The organism is Streptacidiphilus melanogenes, from assembly GCF_000787835.1.
Classification (GTDB): domain Bacteria; phylum Actinomycetota; class Actinomycetes; order Streptomycetales; family Streptomycetaceae; genus Streptacidiphilus; species Streptacidiphilus melanogenes.
The window spans coordinates 14,988-35,009 of sequence record NZ_BBPP01000061.1 but is presented as its reverse complement, the minus strand read 5'-3'; the positions used below and the strand labels follow the sequence as shown (position 1 = coordinate 35,009).

Sequence of the window (20,022 nt, the reverse complement as noted above, 5' to 3'; positions counted from 1 at the left end):
TGGCCTTGTACCAGGGGGGCTCTACTGCGTTACCGGTGGGTTGTGGCAGAAGTCTCGCCCGGTGTGCCCCAGGTCACGTTTCGGATCTGAGACCATGGACACCATGAAGGGACGCGTCCTGATCGTCGATGACGACACTGCTCTGGCCGAGATGCTTGGCATCGTGCTGCGTGGAGAGGGGTTCGAGCCGAGCTTCGTCGCGGACGGCGACAAGGCTCTGGCCGTATTCCGTGAGGTCAAGCCCGACCTTGTGCTCCTGGACCTGATGCTGCCCGGCAGGGACGGGATCGACGTCTGCCGGCAGATCCGTGCCGAGTCCGGCGTGCCGATCGTCATGCTGACCGCCAAGACCGACACGGTGGATGTGGTGGTGGGGCTGGAGTCGGGTGCGGACGACTACATGACCAAGCCGTTCAAGCCGAAGGAGCTCGTCGCCCGGGTGCGCGCGCGTCTGCGTCGTGCCGAGGAGCCGAGCCCGGAGCAGCTGACGATCGGCGATCTGGTGATCGACGTCGCCGGCCACTCCGTGAAGCGCGACGGCCGGAGCATTCCGCTGACCCCGCTGGAGTTCGACCTTCTGGTCGCTCTGGCGCGCAAGCCGTGGCAGGTCTTCACCCGTGAGGTGCTGCTGGAGCAGGTGTGGGGTTACCGGCACGCCGCCGACACCCGCCTGGTCAACGTCCACGTGCAGCGGCTCCGCTCCAAGATCGAGCGGGACCCGGAGCGTCCCGAGATCGTGGTGACGGTCCGCGGTGTCGGCTACAAGGCGGGTCCGAACTGAGATGAGCGGTCAGGCCCCCGCCGCCCTGCCCCATACGGACGGCGGGCGGTCTACCACCCAGCAGTCTCTGTTCAGCGCCCTGTGGCGGCAGCTGCGGAGGCCGGCCCGGCGTGCCGTCGGGTTGTACCGGCGCTCCATCCAGCTGCGCGTCGTGGCGATGACGCTCGTGCTCTCGCTCGGCGTGGTGCTGCTCCTGGGCGTCGTCGTGATGAACCAGGTCCGCAACGGTCTGCTCCAGACCAAGACGCAGTCGGCGCAGACGCAGGCCGAGAGCGGCTTCGCGGCCGCCAGGACCGCCGCGAGCAACCTCAGCGGATACGCCCACAAGACGGGCGGCGGCAGCGCGACCTCGCAGACCGGTGTCGGTGCGGACGCGCAGTCGCAGCCGGACGTCGGTGCGGTCATGAACGAGCAGGTCGGGACGCTGGCTTCGAGCGGCGCGGGGTCCTACTACGTGGTCGGGCTGCCGACGAGCGGCGACTCGTCGAACGCGACGTCCCGGGCCATGTACCTGACCGGCGGCGTGGATCCCACGGCGACGATCCCGGCGGACCTGCAGCAGCGGGTGGCCGGGAACCCGGGCAGCCCGGAGGGCGCGTACACCACCGTCACGTTCTCCAACGGGGCCCAGAGCCAGCCGGGCATGGTCATCGGCGAGCAGATATCGCTGCCGAACGACGCGAGCGGCCAGAGTGGCGCTGCCGCCGTCAACGGCTCGTACCAGCTCTACTACGTCTTCCCGTTCACCCAGGAGACCAGCACGCTGAACCTGGTGACCGGGACGCTGGCGACCGCCGGGGTCTTCGTGGTGATCCTGCTCGGCGCGATCTCCTGGTTGGTGGTGCGCCAGGTGGTGACACCGCTGCGGATGGCGGCGGAGATCTCCGAGCAGCTGGCCTCGGGCCGGCTCGAGGAGCGGATGAAGGTCTCCGGCACGGACGACATCACCCGCCTCGGCGAATCGTTCAACCGCATGGCAGGCGCGCTGCAGGCGCAGATCCGGCAGCTGGAGGAGCTCTCCCGGGTTCAGCGCCGTTTCGTCTCGGACGTCTCGCACGAGCTGCGCACGCCGCTGACGACGGTCCGCATGGCCGCCGACCTGCTCTACGAGGCCCGCGAGGACTTCGACGACCCGATGGCGGTGCGCTCCGCCGAACTGCTGCAGAACCAGCTGGACCGATTCGAGTCGCTGCTGGCTGATCTGTTGGAGATCAGCCGCTTCGACGCCGGGGCCGCGATCCTCGACTCTGAGCCCACGGACCTGCGCGAGGTCGTCGGCCGTGTGATCGACGGTGCCGGTCCGTTGGCCGAGCGCAAGGGCAGCGCGGTGCGGATCGTCGGCGGCGACGAGCCGGTCGTGGCCGAGTGCGATCCCCGGCGTATCGAGCGCATCCTGCGCAATCTGGTCGTCAACGCGCTGGAGCACGGCGAGGGCCGGGACATCGAGGTCCACATGGCCACCCGGGACGGCGCGGTGGCGGTCGCGGTGCGTGACCACGGCATCGGGCTCAAGCCCGGCGAGGCCGCCCGCGTCTTCAACCGCTTCTGGCGTGCCGACCCGGCCCGCGCCCGTACGACGGGAGGGACCGGCCTCGGCCTGTCGATCGCCCTGGAGGACGCCGCCCTGCACGGGGGCTGGCTGCACGCCTGGGGTGAGCCGGGCGGTGGTTCGCAGTTCCGCCTGACGATTCCGCGCAGCGCCGGCACGGAGATCGCCCGGTCTCCGATCCCGCTGGAGCCTGAGGACTCGCGCGGCAACCTGGGTCTGGACATCTCCGGCAGCCCCTACCGCCGACCCCGGCCGGCCGGGGCGACGGCCCTTCCGGCCACGGGTGAGCTGGAGCAGAGCCCGGCGCAGCCGAGCCTGGGTCCCGGTCTCGGCGGCGTGCTCGGCTACGGTTCGGTCATCCCGGCTCTGCCCGGTCCGACGCGGGCCACGCCCGCCAGCAACCCCTCCGATCTGGGCACGGTCTCCGGTCTCGGGGCCGGCTTCGCCCCGGGCGGCGCGCAGGTCGTCGTTCCCGGCACGGTGACGACACGTGCGGACGATCCCCGGGCGGACGAGTCGCGGCAGCTTCGGGGGCCGCGGGAGAGCCGGGAGTCGCTGGAAGCGGACGGGGCGCACGAGGGAGAGGGAACGCGTGAAGAGGTCTGAGCCGTCGCGGTTCCGTGCGGTCCGCGTTGTGGCGCTGTCGGGCACCCTGCTCGGCCTGGCCGGCTGCGCCACGATGCCCAGCAACGGCCCGGTGACGCTCGGGCCGACCGCGTCGGGCAACACGCAGAACACCCGCGTGGAGCTGATTCCCGTGCCGCCGGCCGATCAGGAGCGCCCGGAGCAGCTTCTCTACGGCTTCCTGGACGCGCTGGGCAGCGACCAGTCGGACTACCGGACGGCCCGGCTCTACCTCAGCGACCCGAACTGGCAGCCCTCGGGCGCCGTGGACGTGTTGAGCACGACCCCGGACCTGCGGATGACGGAGAGTCCCGATCGGAAGAGCGCCACGGTCACAGCCACCGGCACCGAGATCGCCTCGCTGGATTCGCACGGCTCGTACACGCCCGCGACCCCCGGCACGCAGTCGGTGAGTGTCGACTACCACTTCGAGCTGAACGACAAGGGCCAGTGGCGGATCGTCGACCCGCCGACGACGGTGCTGACCAGCCAGCGTGACTTCCAGCGGATATACCAGTCGGTCAACCTGTACTTCCCAGCGGCGGCCGGCCACACCAGCAAGGGCGTGAGCCCGCTCGTTGCCGACCCGGTCTACATCCGTGGCCGCGTCGACAACCCGCTGCAGCTGGCGGCGCAGCAGCTGATCGACGGGCCGAGCACCTGGCTGGCGCCGGTGGTCACCACCGGTTTCCCGGCGAACTCGTCGAATTCCAAGGTCGTACTGGACACCAGCAGCCCCCAGGCCAAGGTCTACCTGTCACTGGGGGCGGACGCGGACTGGAGCCCGACCACCTGCCAGACGATGGCGGCGCAGCTGTATGCCACGTTCGCCGAGGGCACCACGAACGTGGAGCCCACCCCGCCGACCTCGGTGGCGCTCTACCGTGACAAGGGCGGCGCGCCGATCTGCACGACCCAGTCGGAGGGCGGGTACAACCCAGTGCGGGTGGGTGCGACGGCGTACTTCCTCAGCGCGGACCACCATCTGATGAGCGTCACCCCGCAGCCGGGCTCCAGCCCGGCCACGGTGGAGGACGTGCCGGGGAAGCTGGTCCCGGTGGGGACCACGATCGGCTCCTTCGCCGTCTCCCCGAACGGGGAGGACCAGGTGGCCTCGATCTCCGACGACGGTCGTGCGCTGTACGTGAGCACCCTGCGGGCCGCCACGGCGCCCACGACGGCGGTGCTGCGCGGCGGGACGCCGGGCGCGCTCTCCTCGCCCAGCTGGGACGGCGCCGGCACGCTGTGGGCGGTCGACACCGAGCCCGGTGGGACGACGCTGCGGGCGGTGGTGAACGGCGTGTCCGTGCCCGTCGAGGTGCAGGGTCTGCCGGACGGGGCGACGATCCAGCAGGTCCGTGTGGCGCCCGACGGTGCGCGGATCGCGCTGCTGGTGAAGAGCGGGGACAACACGACGGTCGAGATCGGCCGGGTGCGGCACCTCGCGGCGGACGACTCCACGCACCAGGTGCCTTCGCTGAGCGTGGAGGAGCTGCGGCCGACGGCTGCGAACATCACCTCGATCTCCTCGCTGTCCTGGCAGGACGGCGACGGCCTGGTGGTCGTGGGCCAGCAGTCGGGAACCACCAGCGTCATCCCCGTCGAGATGGACGGCAGCCCGTCCTCGCTCGGCACGATCCAGACCCTGAGCGGCGTGACCGATGTGACGACTCTGCCGAGTGACCCGTCGCTGCCGCTGTGGCTCTTCGCCACGGCGAAGAACCCCGACGAGGAGAACGAGATCTTCTTCTCCCAGCTGACGGCGTTCCGCTGGCTCCCGATCACCGACTCCGCGTCGAGCAAGGGCAGCGGCGTGCGCTTCCCCGGCTGACGGTCGGATCCGTACCGGCCGATCCCGGGGCGGGTCAGGCCGCGGCGACGACGGCGGCCGCGAGGACGTCGATGCCGGCGTCGGCGAGAGCGCGGGCGGCTTCGGCGAGGCTTGCGCCGGTCGTGACGAGGTCGTCGACGACCACGACATGGCCGGTGTGGAGGAGGTCGTCGGCGCCGCGGGTGACGCGGAGCGCGCCGGCGAGGTTGCGGCGGCGGGCGGGGGCGTCCAGGCCGGCCTGGTCGGCGACGGCGCGGGCGTGGCGCAGCGCGGGCACCACGCGGGCGGGAAGGCCGCGCGACCGCAGCGACGCCGTGGCGGCGCGGGCGAGGCGGGTCGTCGGATCGTGCCCGCGGGCCCGGGTCGCTCGCGGCGTGGACGGCATCGGCACCAGGAGCAGGGGGCGCGCGTCGCGGCGATGGGGCGCGGGCTCGAGTGGGACCGCCATGTGCACGGCCTGCGCGAGTGCGCGGCCCAGCGGCGCGGCGAGCCGCATCGCACCGCGCTCCTTGTGGGCCAGCAGCGCTTGTCTGACGGCTCCGCCGTAGGGCAGTGCCGCATAGACCTCGGGCAGGCCGGGCGGCGGGTGGCCGGGCCTGGCACGGCTCGGGTCGGGCTGTTCCAGCTGGACGCGGCAGGGCGCGCAGAGCTGCGCGTGCGGGCTGCCGCAGCCGACGCAGACGGTGGGCAGCAGCAGGTCCAGCACGGCGTCGAGAGTGCGAATCGGTGACCGTTCCACGGAGCCTCCCCACGCGATCAGAGATACGGTCGGAGATACACACGGAAGGAGTGCCAAGAGTGCCCCGACCACCCCGATGACGAGGGCCATTCACGTGATGTTCATCCGAACGGGGGCAGCCACCGCGCGGGGGCTGTACAAGGACCCCGCGCGCGGCGAATTTGGACGGCAGGACGTATGGCTCCCTGACTCGGGGACTTCAGTCCCGTGTCGGACAGGCGAATTTCAGGGAACCGTTGTTCCATGGGGTTCCCACCGTTCCGACTGGGGATGAAGGGGACAGAGGGGCGGTTCCGCCCGACCCCCCGAGCGGGTGGGGCTGCGTACTCGACGGGCCCTGCGGACCTATGGGTCCGCGGGCATGAAGCGCGAAGGATCGGAGTTCTGCGTGGACATCGTCGTCAAGGGTCGCAAGACCGAGGTTCCGGAGCGGTTCCGCAGGCACGTCGCCGAGAAGCTCGAGCGGATCAACAAGCTCGACGGCAAGGTGATCAGCGTCGACGTGGAGCTCTCGAAGGAACACAACCCGCGCCAGTCCGACCACGCCGACCAGGTGGAGATCACGCTCCGCAGCCGTGGCCCGGTGATCAGGGCGGAGGCGAGCTCCTCCGACCCGTACTCCGCGCTCGACCTCGCGTCCGCGAAGTTGGACGCGCAGTTGCGCAAGGCAGCGGACCGACGGCGGATCAGCAAGGGGCCCCGGGCGCCGATGAGCGTCGCCCAGGCGACCGCCGCGCTGTCGGACACGCCGGGGCAGGCGACGCCCGAGGAGCTGAGCCCGCCCAAGAGGACGATGCAGGGGTCCGTGGCGGTGGAGGGTGACGGGCCGCTGGTGGTCCGCGAGAAGACCCACCCCGCCGCACCGATGGCGCTGGACCAGGCGCTGTACGAGATGGAGCTGGTCGGCCACGACTTCTACCTGTTCGTGGACTCCGACACACTCCAGCCGAGCGTGGTCTACCGGCGCCACGCTTACGACTACGGTGTGATCCACCTGAAGGTCGAGGAGTGACGGCCCGCCTGACGGCGAAGCACCACAGGTAGACGGGCGACACTGAATGACAGAGGGTTCCTCCGGCACACTTCCGGGGGAACCCTCTTCGGGCGCGTGATAGCGATCACCACGAAGCGTGGAATCATGTCGCTGAAAGCCGCCCACGGAGGGGGAGGGACCGGATGGTGGAGCCGATCCGGGTACTGGTCGTGGACGACCACGCGTTGTTCCGGCGCGGTCTGGAGATCGTCCTGGCCCAGGAGGAGGACATCGCCGTCGTCGGCGAGGCCGGGGACGGGGCCGAGGCGGTGGAGAAGGCGGCGGATCTGCTGCCCGACATCATCCTCATGGACGTGCGGATGCCGCGCCGCGGCGGTATCGAGGCGTGCACGGCCATCAAGGAGGTCGCACCCAGCACGAAGATCATCATGCTGACCATCAGCGACGAGGAGGCCGACCTCTACGAGGCGATCAAGGCGGGGGCCACCGGCTACCTGCTCAAGGAGATCTCCACGGACGAGGTGGCCACGGCGATCCGCGCGGTGGCGGACGGCCAGTCGCAGATCAGCCCCTCCATGGCGGCCAAGCTGCTCACGGAGTTCAAGTCGATGATCCAGAAACGGACCGACCAGCAGGAGCTGCTGCCCGCGCCGCGGTTGACGGACCGTGAGATGGAGGTGCTCAAGCTGGTGGCCACCGGGCTCAACAACCGGGACATCGCGAAGCAGCTCTTCATCAGCGAGAACACCGTGAAGAACCACGTCCGCAACATCCTGGAGAAGCTGCAGCTCCACTCCCGGATGGAGGCCGTGGTCTACGCGATGCGGGAGAAGATCCTCGAAATAGGCTGACCCGCCGGGCTCAGGCGGCCAGCAGCTTCTCCAGCGGGATGCGCAGCGTCTCGTCGTGGAGCTGCTCGACGCGCACGGACGAGCAGCCGACCCACTGCGCCGCCTCGCGCAGCGCGTCGGCGAGCGCCGGGAGAGCGCTCGGCGAGGTGAGCGAGGCCTGACGGGCCACCAGCGTGGTGCCCTCGCGCGCCGGATCGACCCGGCCGACCAGGCGGCCGCCTACGAGCAGCGGCATCGTGAAGTACCCGTGCACGCGCTTGTGCTTGGGGGTGTAGGCCTCCAACCGGTGGGTGAAGCCGAAGATCCGCTCGGTGCGGGCGCGGTCCCAGATCAACGAGTCGAACGGGGAGAGCAGCGTGGTGCGGTGGCGCCCGCGCGGCTCCGCGACGAGGGCGGCCGGATCCGCCCAGGCCCGCGCCGGCTGTCCGGCTGAGCCGTTGCGCTCCCAACCGGCGACGCGGACCGGCACCAGACCCGAGCCCGGCAACGCGGCGGTGACCTGCTCCACCCGGAGCCGGTGGTAGTCGGCCAAATCCTTCTCGGTGGCGACCCCGAGGGCCTGGCCCGACTGGAACACCAGCTGCCGCAGGCAGGCCTCGTCCTCCGGCTCCGCCTCCAGCAGCTCGGCCGGGACGGCCTGCTCGGCCAGCGCGTAGACGCGTCGCCAGCCGCGGCGCTCCGTGCAGACCACGACGCCGGTGTCGAGCAGCCACTCGACGGCGATCTTGGACTCGGACCAGTCCCACCACTCGCCGCCCCGCTTGGCGCCGCCCAACTCCTTGGTGGTGAGCGGCCCCTCGCCGCGCAGCTTGGCCACGATCTCGGCGCAGGAGCGCTCGGCGTCCTCCATGCGGTGCCAGCGGTGGCCGCGCCGTTGGAAGGCGCGGCGCCGGAAGGCGAAGAGCGGCCACTCCTCGACCGGCAGCACGCAGGCGGCATGGGACCAGTACTCGAACGAGCGGTTGCCGCTCCAGTACGCCGCCTCGACCGCCTCCCGCCCGACCGCGCCGAGCCGGGCGTACGGGATCAGCTCGTGCGAGCGGGCCAGCACCGAGATGGTGTCCAGCTGCACCGAGCCGAGCCGGCGCAGCATCGCCCGCACGCCGCCGCGGCGGTCCGGCGCACCGAGGAAGCCCTGGGCGCGCAGAGCGATCCGGCGGGCCTGGTCACTGGAGAGCTCGAGAGGTGTCGCCATGACCCGCAGCCTAGGCGGGCCCACTGACAGCGCTCACCGGATCGGGTGAGCCGAATCAAACTCTCGTCCCGAATCTCACGCCCAGGGGTGGAGAAAACGGATCGGGACCGTTCCTGCCGGACCCCGCTCCTAGCCTGTTCACGCAGCGGATCGAGCTGCCTGTGGGGGCTTACGGGGATTCCGCATTTCTTCTGATCACTTTCTCTGATGCTTCGGCGTGCGCGGTCACTCCTGCGCGCGCCCGGGAGGGGACGACATGGGTCGCAGGACCCGATGGGCCGCCGCGTTCGTCGCGGCGGGGCTGCTGGCGTGCATGACGCCTGTGGCCGGGGCGCAGGCCGCGAGCGGCACGCAGCGGATCGACCTCAAGGTGCTCGTGGTCGATGACGGAGGCCCGTCCGTGGCCGCGATCGTCAACGAGCTCGATCTCACCGGCACGCCCTACACGCGGGTGAGCCTGGGCGACGCGAGCCGCCCGGTGATCAACGCCGCGTTCCTCAGCGGCACCGACGGCTCCGGCCGGGCGGAGGCGCGGTACCAGGCCGTCGTGCTGCCCAACAACGCGCCTTTCCCCGCCGGTTCGGCCGAGATGGCCGCACTGCAGAGCTACGAGGCCCAGTTCGGCGTGCGCCAGGTCGACGCGTACACCTACGCCCAGCCGGCCGTCGGCCTCAACTGGGCCGCGAACCCCGGTTACATCGGGGCGCTCGACGGCATGCAGGGCACCGTCACCGGTGCCGGGCTCGGTGGCGCCTTCGACTACCTGAAGGGCGGCGTCCCCTTCGAGGACAACGACCCGAACGTGACGGAAAGCTACGGCTATCTGGCCACGCCGCTGGCCACGCAGGCGGCCGGGGCGTCGTTCACGCCGCTGGTCACCATGCCGATCCCGGGCGGCAGCGGCGCCCAGGGCGTGCTGGCCGGGGAGTACGACCACAGCGGCGTCTCCGAGCTGGTGCTCACCTTCGACTACAACCAGTACCAGCAGCAGTACCGGCTGCTGGCCCGCGGCATCGTCGACTGGATGACCCAGGGCATCCACCTCGGCTTCGACCGCAACTACTTCTCGATGCACGTCGACGACGTCCTGCTGCCGGACGACCGGTGGAGCTCCACGGCCAAGTGCACTCCCGGCGACGCTGCCTCCGCCTGCCAGGGCACTCCGGCGGCCTCCGAGATCCGGATGACCCCGGCCGACGTCGGCTACGCCGTGCAGTGGGAGCAGGCGCACAACTTCACCTTCGACTTCCTCTTCAACGGGGGCGGCAGCGACGACGCGACCCAGAACGGCAAGGTCGACGACCCGCTCACGGACGCGCTGCTGCAGAACAAGTCCTCGTTCCGCTGGGTGAACCACACCTACGACCACCCGTTCCTGGGCTGCGTGCAGAACACCACGACGGTCCCGTGGTCCTGCACCACGGACGCGAAGGGCAACGTCTCCTGGGTCGACCAGCAGACCATCGATAACGCGATCAGCCAGAACGTCGCCTGGGCCGCCCAGCACGGGCTCTCCATCGACCGGACCGAGCTGGTCACCGGGGAGCACTCGGGCCTGAAGACGCTGCCGCAGCAGCCTGTCGACAACCCCGGCCTCGCCCCGGCGCTGAACGCCGAGGGCGTGAAGTGGACAGGCAGTGACCACTCCCGCGAGCCCGACCAGCGGGCCGTCGGCAACGCCCTCACCGTGCCGCGCTTCCCGATGAACGTCTACTACAACGCCGGCAAGGTCGCCGACGAGGTGGACGAGTACAACTGGCTCTACACCTCCACCGCCCAGGGCGGCAGCGGCACCTGCACCGCCAACCCGGCGACGACCACCTGCCTGCCCGCCCCGCTGGACGAGTCGACGGGCTACAGCAGCTACATCGTGCCGTTGGAGGCCCGGATCGACATGGGGCACATCCTCGGCGACAACCCCGACCCGCACTACGCCCACCAGTCCAACCTCGCCGAGGACCGCATCCTCTACCCGGTGCTGGACACCCTGTTCGCCACCTACGGCCAGCTGATGGCGGGCAACGCCCCGATCGTCAACCTGCGCGAGTCCGCGATCGGCGCCGAGCTGCAGCAGCGCTCGGCCTGGCAGTCGGCGGTTTCCGCGGGCAAGGTCACGGCCTACCGCGTGGGCGGCACCGTCACCGTGCAGGCCCCGTCGGGGGTGCAGGTCCCGGTGACCATGCCGAACGGGACGGTCCAGCCGGGCCTGCTCGGCCTCGGCTCGACGGCGGCGGGCACCGCGTACGCGGGCGAGCTCTCCGGCTGGCTGACGCCCAAGCTGTTGCAGAGCGCGGTCACCCTGACACTGAACTCCGCCGGCACGCCCGCTGCGCCCGCCGCGCCGAGCACGAAGTCCGCCACGGCCACGACGGTCGCACCGGCGCAGACCGAGCCGGCGCAGCCCGCCTCGGTGGCTCTCCAGGTGCCGTTCACCCCGGCCGGCGTGGCTCTCCTGCCGCAGGCGCGCGAGTAGCCGCAGGCACCGCAGGCACGGCAAGGAACGGACGGACACAGCCGTCGAGCACCACCTTCTTCACCAGCCACACATACGGCAGAGCCAGGGCCCGGGACGCAACGCCCCGGGCCCTGGTCCGCCGCGAACGCCCGAGGGGGCCGAGCCCGTATGAACAGCCCGGGACCGCTTGAGGTCACCCTGCTGACGGAGGGCACTTATCCGTACATCCATGGCGGTGTCAGCACCTGGTGCGACCAGTTGGTCCACGGGATGCCCGACGTCCGCTTCCACGTCCTGGGGATCACCGGTTCCGGTGCGGAGCCGGTCGTCTGGCCGCTGCCGAGGCAGGTCGCCTCGGTGAGCACCGTGCCGTTGTGGGGTCCGACGCCGCAGGGCCGCGCCCCACGCGGGAGGGCGCTGCGGCGCTTCCTCGCCGGTTACGAGCGCTTCCTGCTCTCGCTGCTCGACCCGGACTTCGAGCACCACTTCGCCGACGAGCTCTATCAGCTGTCCGAACTCGCGCTGACCGGCGGTTCGTTGACCGCCGCGCTGCGCACCGAGGGCGCGCTGCGCTCGCTCCAGGGCGTGTGGCGGCTGCCGTTCCTGCCCACCAGCCGGGACCGGCCCAGCCTGCGCGACGCGCTGGAGGGCACCGACCTGCTGGAGCATGCGCTGCGCCCCCTCGCGGTCCAGCCACCCGCGCGCGGCGTCGCCCACGTCGCCACAGGCGGGCTCGCCGCCTTGCCGGCGTTGGCCGCCCGGCGCTTCCACGGCGTGCCGCTGCTTCTCTCCGAGCACGGCATCTATCTGCGCGAGCGCTTCCTCGGCTTTCGGAACCCGCCGTTCTGCCGCCCGGTGAAGACGCTGCTGCTCGGCTTCTACCGGATGCTCGCCACGGAGAGCTACCGCTGCGCCGACGTCGTCGCGCCGTGCAACCGGTATAACCGCCGCTGGGAGGAGCACGGCGGCTGCGACCCGCAGCGCATCCGCACCGTCTACAACGGCGTGGACCTTGGGCAGTTCCCCGTGGCCGGCCCCGAACCCGAGGAACTGACGCTCAGTTGGGCCGGGCGGATCGACCCGATCAAGGATCTGGAGACGCTGCTGCGTGCCTTCGCGCTGGTCCGCGCCGAGCTGCCGCGGGTGCGGCTGCGCCTGTTCGGCGGTGTGCCGGCCGGGGGAGAGGCGTACCGCGCGCGGCTCGACGCTCTCGCGGCGGAGCTCGGGGTCAGCGAGGGCGTGGCCTTCGAGGGCCGCATCGACGCGGTCAGGAACGCCTACGCTGCGGGCTCGGTGGTCCTGCTCTCGAGCATCTCCGAGGGCTTCCCGTTCAGCCTGATCGAGGCGATGGCCTGCGGCCGGGCGACGGTCTCCACCGACGTCGGCGGAGTTCGGGAGGCGGTCGGCGACACGGGCCTGGTCGTCCCCGCCCGCGAGCCCGAGGCTCTCGCCGCCGCGACGCTCGCCCTGCTCCGCGATCCCGGCCGGCGCGCCCGCCTGGGCGCGGCGGCGCGGCGACGGGTGACGGAACGGTTCACCGTGGAGCGCACGGTGGCCGAGTACCGGGCCCTGTACGGGGAGTTGACGCAGGAGGGTGCGTCGGCGGCGCAGCGGGGGGTGGCGGGCTTCGGACAGGCCCCGACCGGCACGGGCGGTGTGCCGCTCGGTCGGCCTGTGCCTGTGCATCTACCTGTTCCTGTGCCCGTCGGGGCCGCGGGCGCAGCCCCGCTGTCCGTGCCCGCCCGCATGCCACGGCAGCGTGACGCGGCACCGGTCCCCGGGCCCGGCCCCGGCGGCCCGCCCGGGCTGCCGGGAGACGGACCGGCGCAGTCCGCGGACGACGAGGTCGCTGCGTGAGCGGGTTCGTCGAGCTGGTGCGGGGGTTGCGGTTGGATCCCGTGCCCGCGGCGCTGCCGCGCGTGGCGGCGCGGTCCGCGGTCGCGGAGGATCCCGCCGAGGAGATAGCGCTGCGCTTCGCCGAGGTCGCGGCGGGGGCCGTGCACGCGTTGGAGTTGGTCGCGGCGCTGGAGGCGGAGGGGCTCAGCGACGGTCAGATACAGCAGCGCTACGGTCGACGTGACGCCTTCGAGTTGGGGGAGGAGCTGTTCCGGCGGGCGCATCCGGAGGGTGGGCGTGCCGCGCGCGGCACTGTGCCCAAGCGGGTGCAGCTGCGGCTGGCCCGTCGCCCGGCCCGCGCGTCCGCGTGGGGCGTGCCCGCGTCGCGCAGCGCGTTGCGGGGTGTCCTCTTCGCGCTGCCGGGCCTCGCGTTCGTGCTGGCCGGGCCGCCGCCCGGCTCGTTGTGGTGCGCGGGGGCGGCGCTGCTGTTCTGCTGGAGCTGGAGCCAGGCGGTGGCCCACCTCGGCTATGTGCGGCTGGGCCGGGGAGAGCCGGTCGCCGCGGCGGAGTGTCTGGCCCGTGGTGGAGTGGCGGGCGTGGCCCTGTGCCTCCCGGTGGCCGCCGTCGCCGCAGCGCTGTCGGGGTCGCCGCCGGCGGCGGTCGGGTACGCCCTCGGTCAGGGGCTGTACTTCGCCTCCGCGACCGCGCTGTTGGTCCTCGGCCGTGAACGCGCGCTCGTCGGCCCGCTCACGCCGGTCGCGTGCGGCGCGCTCTGGTTCCTTCTCGCCCGGCCGGTCGGCCTGCCAGGTCCGCCGGGGCCGGTGGGTCCCATCCTCGTGCTGCTGTCCCTGCTGCTGACGGTCCGGGCAGGCTGGCGGGAGACGGGCCGTGCGAACCCGTGGACCGGCGCGGCCGGGCGCCGGGAGCGGCCCGCGTGGCGGGACGCGGGGCAGGCGGGGTTGTTCGGTCTCGCGGTGGCGGTGCTGACGCTGGCCGACATCGGGCCGACGACGGTGGCGCTCACCCTCAGCATGGGCGGCGCGGAGTGGTTCCTGGCCCGTTGCCGCGGGGCGATGGAGCTGGCGCTGGGGCGGGCGGCGGCCGCGCGGGAGTTCCACGGGCTGGTCGTCGGCGCGCTGCTGCGCTGCCTCGGTGGCTACCTGCTGCTCGTCGCCGGGCTCGCCTGGCTCGCCGAGGCGTTCTGGCCGGGGGCCTCCGGGCCGGGCGTGGGCAGCCTGACGGCGCTGGCCGCGGCGATCTGGAGCGCGCAGCTGCTGCAGTCCCTCGGGCTGCTCGGCCGGGCCGCGCTCGGGGTGGGCGCGGCGGCGCTCGCCTTGGTCGCGGCGCGGCTGGCGGAGGTCGACGCGGGAACGGCACAAGCCTGGGTGGGCGTCGTCGCGGCGGCGGCACTCTTCGCGCTCGCCGCCTTCGCCGTCGCCACCGCGACCCGGCACCGGTGATCCCGGCACCGGTGACGACGAAAAGAAAGAAGTACATGAAAAGAATGCGGGCCCTGATGATCACGGCCGCGCTGCTCGGGGCGATGCTCACCGCCTGCGCGGGCGGACCGGTGCCGCGGCACGCCTCCGCCGCGTCCCGTTCCGCCGACTCCGGTTCCGCCGCCTCCGCCGCCTCCGCCGACTCGTGGTGGCGGCCGCGGGCAGGGCTGACCTGGCAGTGGCAGCTCACCGCGCCGGTCGACACCTCCGTCCGCGCCGACGTCTACGACATCGACGCCGACGACAACGCAGCCTCCGTGGTCGCCGCGTTGCACCGCGCCGGGCGACGGGTCGTCTGCTACGTCAACGCCGGGAGCTGGGAGCCGTATCGGCCGGACGCGGGAAAGTACCCGAAGGAGTTGCTCGGCAAGCCCCTCGACGGCTGGCCCGACGAGCGGTGGCTGGACATCCGGCGGCTCGACCTGCTGACGCCGCTGCTCTCCCGCCGCCTCGACGAGTGCCGCGCCAAGGGCTTCGACGGGGTCGAGCCCGACAACATGGACGGCTACGAGAACGACACCGGCTTTCCGCTTGTTGCCGCCGACCAGCTCGCGTTCGACCGCGCGGTCGCCCGGCTCGCCCACGAGCGAGGTCTGGCCGTGGGGTTGAAGAACGACTTCGACCAGGTTGCGGCACTCCGGCCGGACTTCGACTACGGGGTGGACGAGCAGTGCGCCGAACTGCGCGCGTGTGCGGTGCTGACCGTTTTCGTGAAGGCCGGCAAGCCCGTCTTCGACGCGGAGTACTCCGTGCCGACATCGGCGTTCTGCGCGCAGACGCGCCCCCTGGGAATCAGCGCGATCCGCAAGCACCTGGAACTGGACGCATGGCGGCAGACTTGCTGAGGCGGGATTTCCGCTGTCCGATTTCGACCGCTGTCGACGCAAAAAGAATGCCACTCGTGCGGACGACACCATGCCCTGTGCTGACGGACCTCCCGGCAGCACGGGCTCCTCGCATACGATGGGCTCGCGGTGGCCTATTCGTTACCACCGCGAGCAAGGTGCCCGATACAGTCGCCCGGTCCATCCAGGCAAGGAGCCAGCCCACGTGTCCGTCTTCGACAAGATCCTGCGTGCAGGCGAAGGAAAGATCCTTCGCAAGCTGTCCAAGATCGCAGACCAGGTCAACTCCATCGAAGAGGACTTCGTCAACCTCACGGACGCCGAGCTCCGCGCGCTGACCGACGAGTTCCGGGAGCGCCTGGCCGACGGCGAGACGCTGGACGACATCCTCCCCGAGGCCTTCGCCACCGTGCGCGAGGCCGCCAAGCGCACCCTCGGCCAGCGTCACTACGACGTGCAGCTGATGGGCGGTGCGGCGCTCCACTTCGGGTACGTCGCGGAGATGCGCACCGGTGAGGGCAAGACCCTCGTCGGCACGCTCCCGGCCTACCTGAACGCGCTCTCCGGCAAGGGCGTGCACCTGATCACCACCAACGACTACCTGGCCGAGCGCGACTCGGAGTGGATGGGCCGCGTCCACCGCTTCCTCGGTCTCGAAGTCGGCTGCATCCTGGCGAACATGTCGCCGGCCGAGCGCCGCCAGCAGTACGGCTGCGACATCACGTACGGCACCAACAACGAGTTCGGCTTCGACTACCTGCGCGACAACATGGCGTGGTCGAAGGACGAGCTGGTGCAGCGCGGCCACAACTTCGCGGTCGTCGACGAGGTCGACTCGATCCTCATCGACGAGGCCCGTACCCCGCTGATCATCTCTGGCCCGGCCGACTCCGCCACCAAGTGGTACGGCGACTTCGCCAAGATGGTGCAGCGCCTGAAGATCGACCGCGACTACGAGGTCGACGAGAAGAAGCGCACCGTCGGCATTCTGGAGGCCGGTGTCACCCGTGTCGAGGACTACCTCGGCATCGACAACCTCTACGACGTCTCCAACACCCCGCTGGTCGGGTTCCTGAACAACGCCATCAAGGCGAAGGAGCTCTACAAGGCGGACAAGGACTACGTCGTGATGAACGGCGAAGTCATGATCGTCGACGAGCACACCGGGCGTATCCTCGCCGGTCGTCGCTACAACGAGGGCATGCACCAGGCGATCGAGGCCAAGGAGGGGGTGGAGGTCCAGAACGAGAACCAGACTCTGGCCACCATCACCCTGCAGAACTTCTTCCGCCTCTACGAGAAGCTCTCCGGCATGACCGGTACCGCGACCACCGAGGCCGCGGAGTTCCACCAGATCTACAAGCTCGGTGTGGTCCCGATCCCGACCAACAAGACGCCGCTGCGCATCGACCAGCCGGACCTGATCTACAAGTCCGAGCCGGCCAAGTTCGCCGCCGTCGTGGACGACATCGTGGTGCGCCACGAGAAGGGCCAGCCGGTCCTCGTCGGCACCACCTCGGTCGAGAAGTCCGAGTACCTCTCCCAGGAGCTGCGCAAGCGCGGCGTCCCGCACGAGGTGCTGAACGCGAAGAACCACGAGCGCGAGGCGCAGGTCGTCGCGCAGGCCGGCCGCAAGGGCTCGGTCACGGTGGCCACCAACATGGCCGGCCGTGGCACCGACATCATGCTCGGCGGCAACCCCGAGCACCTGGCCGCGGCCGAGCTGGCGCAGCGCGGGCTCTCCCCGGTGGACACCCCGGATGAGTACGAGGCCGCGTGGGGCGGCGCGCTCGACAAGGCCAAGGACGCGGTCAAGGCCGAGCAGCAGGAGGTCCAGGACCTCGGCGGCCTGTACGTGCTGGGCACCGAGCGTCACGAGTCCCGCCGCATCGACAACCAGCTGCGCGGTCGTTCCGGCCGTCAGGGCGACCCGGGCGAGTCCCGCTTCTACCTGTCGCTGGGCGACGACCTGATGCGCCTGTTCAAGGCCGGCATGGTCGAGCGCGTCCTGTCCATGGCCAACGTGCCGGAGGACGTGCCGATCGAGTCGAAGATGGTCACCCGCGCCATCGCCTCCGCGCAGACCCAGGTCGAGCAGCAGAACTTCGAGATCCGCAAGAACGTCCTCAAGTACGACGAGGTCCTCAACCGCCAGCGCGAGGTCATCTACGGCGAGCGCCGCCGCGTGCTCGAGGGCGAGGACCTGCACGAGCAGATCGACCACTTCATCGACGACACCGTCGACGCGTACGTCCGCGACGCCACGGCCGACGGCTTCGCGGAGGAGTGGGACTGGGACAAGCTGTGGACCGCCTGGGCCCAGCTCTACCCGATCACCCTCAAGATCGAGGACCTCGAGGACGAGGCCGGCGACCGCAGCGGCGTCACCGCCGACATGCTCTCCGAGGCGGTCAAGGAGGACGTGCACGCCCGCTACGTCGAGCGCGAGGAGCAGCTCGGCGACACGGTCATGCGCGAGCTGGAGCGCCGGGTCGTGCTGTCGGTCCTGGACCGTCGCTGGCGCGAGCACCTCTACGAGATGGACTACCTCCAGGAGGGCATCGGCATGCGCGCTCTCGCGCAGCGCGACCCGCTGGTGGAGTACCAGCGTGAGGGCTACGACATGTTCAACGCGATGATGGACGGGATCAAGGAGGAGTCCGTCTCCTACCTGTTCAACCTGGAGGTCCAGGTCGAGCAGCAGGTGGAGGAGGTCCCGGTCGCGGACGCGGTGCCGGCCCCGGAGATCCGCGCGAAGGGCCTGGACGCCCCGCAGCGTCCGGACCGCCTGCACTACAAGGCGCCCACGATCGACACGGCCGACGGCATCGTCGAGACCGACATCACCACCGACCTCGAGGACGAGCCCGAGGACGGTGACGGCCTGACCCGCGCCGAGCGCCGCAAGGCCGCCAAGGGCGGCCGTCGCCGCAAGAAGTAGTAGGACCTTTCCTCAGGGGCGCGGGCAACCGCGCCCCTGAGGACTTTCACCACCGTGACTCCAGCGCGGTGAAGCGCCACGTCACGTTCTGACTGCGCCTCAGGGCGCGGCACTCGAGCCGGAAGGCGAGGGTCTCCGTCCGGGCGCCCACGCGGATCAGGGCCGTGACTTCCAGGGCGTCCTGCCGGGGCGCGGAGTCGAAGACCCGCTGCAACAGCGGGCGGCAGCCGTCCGCACGGAGGCAGCCGAGGGCCCGCAGGGTCCGGACGCGGTCGTAGACGTCCTCCGTCGCGAAGGCCAGCAGCTGTTCCTGCGGGCGCAGGCCGGTGAGGACCTCCAGCAGCCGTTGCGCGTAGGCGCGCGCCAGCGGGTTCTGGGGTGTCGTGCACGGCGTCGGCCTGCGCCTGGCGCCGACACCGTGGATGCGGCCGATGCGAACGTTGCCGGTGTGCGTCGTCATGGCAGACGTGTATCTGTGACAGATGGTGGCGAACAAGGATCTTCGCGTGGGCCGCCGTGGCCTCTGGAGAATCACTTATCCGAGTGAAAAATGCCGTCTGAGCTGCGGCGATGGGTAGCGACTCCATCCGACGCCGGTCACGTAGAGCGACGGAATGCCACTCAATCGATGACGTTGCGCAACCGGCGTCGTGGGGTCGCGTTGACGCCTTATCCTGAGCGCATGCGCGTCTACGTGCCCCTCACCCTGACCGGTCTTGCCAAGGCTCATGCCGACGGCTCCGTCGCGCCGCCGCCGTTGCGGGCGTATGCCGTGACGCCGGCGCTGCGCGAGTGGTACCTCAGCGACGACATCGAGGAGCTGGAGTACGCCGCGCTGGTCCGTGCCTCGCTGGCCTCGCTGCGGATGCTGGCCGAGGAGCCGGACGCGCCGCGGCGGCGGGTGGTCGTGGCGGCGGACGTGCCGGACGGCGCGGTCGTGCTGAACGTGCAGGCCGAGCACGAGGAGGCCGCCGCGCTCGGCGCGGTCCGGTTGAACGAGCCGCTGCAGCTCGCGAAGGCCGCGTCCGTGCACGCCGACGCGGACGACGCGGAGGTGCTGGAGGACGTCGCGGCCGCCGCGCTCGCGCTGCCCTCGGCCGACGCGGGGGACGAGGACGCGCGCTTCACCGTGGACGGCGCCGAGGACCACGAGCTGCTCTGGTTCGCGACGCAGGAGATTCCCGGGCTGTTGCCGTGATTGTCAGACCTGCGAGATAACGTCCTGCTCATGCATCCACCACACATCGTCTGGGACTGGAACGGCACCCTCTTCGACGACATCTCCGCGGTCGTCGAGGCGAGCAACGCCGCCTTCGGCGAGATCGGCCTGCCGCCGATGACGGTGGAGGAGTACCGCGAGTGGTACCGGATACCGGTCATCGACTGCTACGCCGACCGGATCGGGCGGACGCCCTCGCAGCAGGAGTGGGAGCGGATGGATGCCGTCTTCCACACCCACTACACCGCGCTGCGCGTCTCCTGCGGGCTGGCCGCCGGGGCGCTGGAGCTGCTTGCCTCCGGGCGGTCCCAGTCGCTGCTGTCGATGTACGGGCACGAGGAGCTGGTGCCGCTGGTGCGCAGCTTCGGGATCGACGGGCACTTCCGCCGGGTCGACGGCCGGGACGGCACCTCGGGGACGTCGGGCAAGGGGCAGTACCTGGTGCGTCACCTGGTCGCGCTGGGGGATGCGGTGGATCCGGCCCGCACGGTGCTGATCGGTGACGTGCCGGACGACGCGGCCGCCGCCGCCGAGGCCGGTGTGCGGTCGGTGCTGTACACCGGCGGGGCCGGTTCGCGGCGCGGGTTGTCGCGCATCGGGGTGCCGGTGGCCGACACTCTGGCCGAGGCTGTCTCCCTGGCGGAGGAGCTGGTCGCATGATGA

The 20,022-nt window shown here is 71.1% G+C and carries 15 protein-coding genes; 12 read left to right on the top strand and 3 right to left on the bottom strand.

Annotated features, from left to right (window positions below; translation table 11 throughout):
* The first annotated feature begins 103 nt into the window (after nt 1-103).
* The 3 genes from mtrA to TR49_RS36200 are packed head-to-tail and all read left to right on the top strand — an operon-like array spanning nt 104 to nt 4,785.
* A complete protein-coding gene (gene mtrA, locus TR49_RS36210) occupies nt 104-781 on the top strand; it encodes an MtrAB system response regulator MtrA (RefSeq protein ID WP_042389953.1) in 678 nt (225 codons plus the stop codon).
* 1 nt (nt 782) lies between these two features.
* On the top strand, nt 783-2,936 hold the full coding sequence (mtrB, locus tag TR49_RS36205; protein WP_084725779.1) for an MtrAB system histidine kinase MtrB: 2,154 nt from the start codon (nt 783-785) through the stop codon (nt 2,934-2,936).
* Entirely contained in the window at nt 2,923-4,785 is a 1,863-nt protein-coding gene (locus TR49_RS36200; RefSeq protein ID WP_152627646.1) for an LpqB family beta-propeller domain-containing protein, read from the top strand. Before mtrB ends, TR49_RS36200 begins: the two co-directional genes overlap by 14 nt.
* Nucleotides 4,786-4,819: 34 nt before the next feature.
* On the opposite strand, the gene TR49_RS36195 is transcribed toward TR49_RS36200, so the two are convergent.
* Entirely contained in the window at nt 4,820-5,524 is a 705-nt protein-coding gene (locus TR49_RS36195) for a ComF family protein (RefSeq protein ID WP_369405364.1), read from the bottom strand.
* A gap of 388 nt (nt 5,525-5,912) precedes the next feature.
* Here TR49_RS36195 and hpf point away from each other — a divergent pair, with 388 nt between their 5' ends.
* Complete coding sequence (gene hpf / locus TR49_RS36190) at nt 5,913-6,536, top strand: ribosome hibernation-promoting factor, HPF/YfiA family (RefSeq protein WP_042373529.1); 624 nt, start codon at nt 5,913-5,915, stop codon at nt 6,534-6,536.
* A 164-nt stretch (nt 6,537-6,700) separates the two neighbouring features.
* The gene (locus TR49_RS36185; RefSeq protein ID WP_042389936.1) at nt 6,701-7,369 is read left to right on the top strand and encodes a response regulator; all 669 of its coding nucleotides are present in this window, start codon (nt 6,701-6,703) and stop codon (nt 7,367-7,369) included.
* A 10-nt stretch (nt 7,370-7,379) separates the two neighbouring features.
* Here TR49_RS36185 and TR49_RS36180 read toward each other — a convergent pair whose 3' ends face one another.
* A complete protein-coding gene (locus TR49_RS36180; RefSeq protein ID WP_042389935.1) occupies nt 7,380-8,564 on the bottom strand; it encodes a winged helix-turn-helix domain-containing protein in 1,185 nt (394 codons plus the stop codon).
* Nucleotides 8,565-8,820: 256 nt separating this feature from the next.
* Here TR49_RS36180 and TR49_RS36175 point away from each other — a divergent pair, with 256 nt between their 5' ends.
* From TR49_RS36175 to secA, 5 genes are all read left to right on the top strand, one after another.
* Nucleotides 8,821-11,037, top strand: coding sequence for a hypothetical protein (locus TR49_RS36175; protein ID WP_042389933.1), 2,217 nt, complete (start codon nt 8,821-8,823; stop codon nt 11,035-11,037).
* Nucleotides 11,038-11,187: 150 nt separating this feature from the next.
* Nucleotides 11,188-12,876: a GT4 family glycosyltransferase PelF gene (pelF, locus tag TR49_RS36170; RefSeq protein ID WP_063770258.1), complete on the top strand. Its 1,689-nt coding sequence runs from the start codon at nt 11,188-11,190 to the stop codon at nt 12,874-12,876.
* On the top strand, nt 12,873-14,315 hold the full coding sequence (locus TR49_RS36165) for a hypothetical protein (RefSeq protein ID WP_052434928.1): 1,443 nt from the start codon (nt 12,873-12,875) through the stop codon (nt 14,313-14,315). The genes pelF and TR49_RS36165 overlap by 4 nt, the downstream gene beginning before the upstream one ends.
* Before the next feature lie 35 nt (nt 14,316-14,350).
* Nucleotides 14,351-15,199, top strand: coding sequence for an endo alpha-1,4 polygalactosaminidase (locus TR49_RS36160; protein WP_052434927.1), 849 nt, complete (start codon nt 14,351-14,353; stop codon nt 15,197-15,199).
* Between the two features lie 205 nt (nt 15,200-15,404).
* Nucleotides 15,405-18,140, top strand: coding sequence for a preprotein translocase subunit SecA (secA, locus tag TR49_RS36155; protein WP_042389931.1), 2,736 nt, complete (start codon nt 15,405-15,407; stop codon nt 18,138-18,140).
* 46 nt (nt 18,141-18,186) lie between these two features.
* Here secA and TR49_RS36150 read toward each other — a convergent pair whose 3' ends face one another.
* The gene (locus TR49_RS36150; protein ID WP_052434926.1) at nt 18,187-18,600 is read right to left on the bottom strand and encodes an Rv3235 family protein; all 414 of its coding nucleotides are present in this window, start codon (nt 18,598-18,600) and stop codon (nt 18,187-18,189) included.
* Nucleotides 18,601-18,822: 222 nt separating this feature from the next.
* Here TR49_RS36150 and TR49_RS36145 point away from each other — a divergent pair, with 222 nt between their 5' ends.
* Nucleotides 18,823-19,338: a DUF6912 family protein gene (locus tag TR49_RS36145; RefSeq protein ID WP_042389929.1), complete on the top strand. Its 516-nt coding sequence runs from the start codon at nt 18,823-18,825 to the stop codon at nt 19,336-19,338.
* A gap of 30 nt (nt 19,339-19,368) precedes the next feature.
* Nucleotides 19,369-20,019, top strand: a complete 651-nt coding sequence (locus TR49_RS36140) for an HAD family hydrolase (RefSeq protein ID WP_042389927.1) — start codon at nt 19,369-19,371, stop codon at nt 20,017-20,019.
* Nucleotides 20,020-20,022 lie beyond the last annotated feature (3 nt).